This window comes from Siccirubricoccus deserti (assembly GCF_014283215.1).
GTDB classification, from domain to species: Bacteria; Pseudomonadota; Alphaproteobacteria; order Acetobacterales; family Acetobacteraceae; genus Siccirubricoccus; species Siccirubricoccus deserti.
Map to the genome: position 1 here is coordinate 1 of NZ_JACOMF010000228.1, position 1,145 is coordinate 1,145.

Annotated in this window: 1 protein-coding gene; it reads right to left on the reverse strand. The window is 69.1% G+C overall.

Features of this window, described 5'->3' with window-relative positions; all coding sequences use genetic code 11:
* Positions 1–266: 266 nt before the first annotated feature.
* Positions 267–1,076 carry an IS5 family transposase gene (locus tag H7965_RS29980; RefSeq protein ID WP_261394445.1) on the reverse strand — a complete coding sequence of 270 codons (810 nt, stop codon included), beginning with the start codon at positions 1,074–1,076 and terminating at the stop codon, positions 267–269.
* Positions 1,077–1,145 lie beyond the last annotated feature (69 nt).

Genomic DNA, 1,145 nt, shown 5'->3' on the forward strand with positions numbered 1-1,145 from the left:
GAGACCTGTGCGCGGATGCGCCGAATGGCACGCATGCTCCAGCGGCACGGGCTTCTGCAAGCTCTGAGCTTGATGATGCGCGCCGATTTCGCCCTTCATCGGAGCGCCGGGCGCGATGCAGGCAGATTCCTCCTGCATCAGGCGGCCACGGCGTGCAGGAGGGTAGCCGTGCGCCGGAGATTGTAGGCCATGGCAGCGAGCCTGACCTGCAGTCCCGCCTTGGGCAGACCGAGCCAGCGCATCCGCCGCAGGCCATAGGACCGCTTTCAGGTGCCGAACACCTTCTCGATCCGGCAGCGGACCCGCCGCACGGCGGCGTTGTGCGCCTCCAGGCGGGCGAGCGCCTCCGGCCCGCGGCCCCAAATGCCAGTCCACACTGTGCGGGGTCGGCCGTCCCGGCTGATGATCAGCCGCTCAGCCGGTCCGCCCGTGAAGGCACTGTCACCGTAGACATCACCCGGCTCCGGCGGCAGCACCGCCTCCAGCTCCGCGGCGTCATGCACGTTCGCCGTCGTGACCTCGACGCCACGCACCAGGCCTGCAGTCTCGTCGGTCGCCACGTGCGCCTTGTAACCGTGCACGGGCTTACGGCGCCGATGTCCAGCCCAACGTGCTTCGCCATCACTGCAGATGCTGGCCGATGGAATCAGCGTGGCGTCCACCAGGGTGCCGGTGCGCACCATGACGCCCCTGGCCTCGAGCTGGCACGTGACCGCCTCGAACAGCACACGGTCCAGGCCGTGGCGGACCAGCTCCCTGCGAAACCGGACGAAGGTCGTCCGCTCAGGCGTCGGCTCGTGGGCAGCAAAGCCGCAGAACCGGCGGAAGCTGGCACGATCGCCCAGCGCCTCCGCCAGCCGTACGTCGGAGAGGTCGTACCAGGTCGCCAGCAGCATAGCCCGGAACAGGGCCAGCGGCGGCCATCCAGGCTCGCCCTTCACCGCCGCCGAGATGCCAGCCAGATGGCGGTCGATCTCGGTCCAGTCGAGCAGCGCAGCAAGCTCCGCCAACGAAGACGCCGCCCGAGGTTCCGGACGCGCGATGAGATCCTCCTGGCCAATCCGCCGACGCGCCATCGTCACCTCCTACCGGTGCCGCCATGGAATCAGAGTACGCCGCGTCGCCTCAAGCACTTCCGCGCACAG

Excerpts from the sequence above, each read along its gene's own strand:
- H7965_RS29980 (WP_261394445.1), bottom strand. The coding sequence starts at position 1,076 with ATGGCGCGTCGGCGGATTGGCCAGGAGGATCTCATCGCGCGTCCGGAA.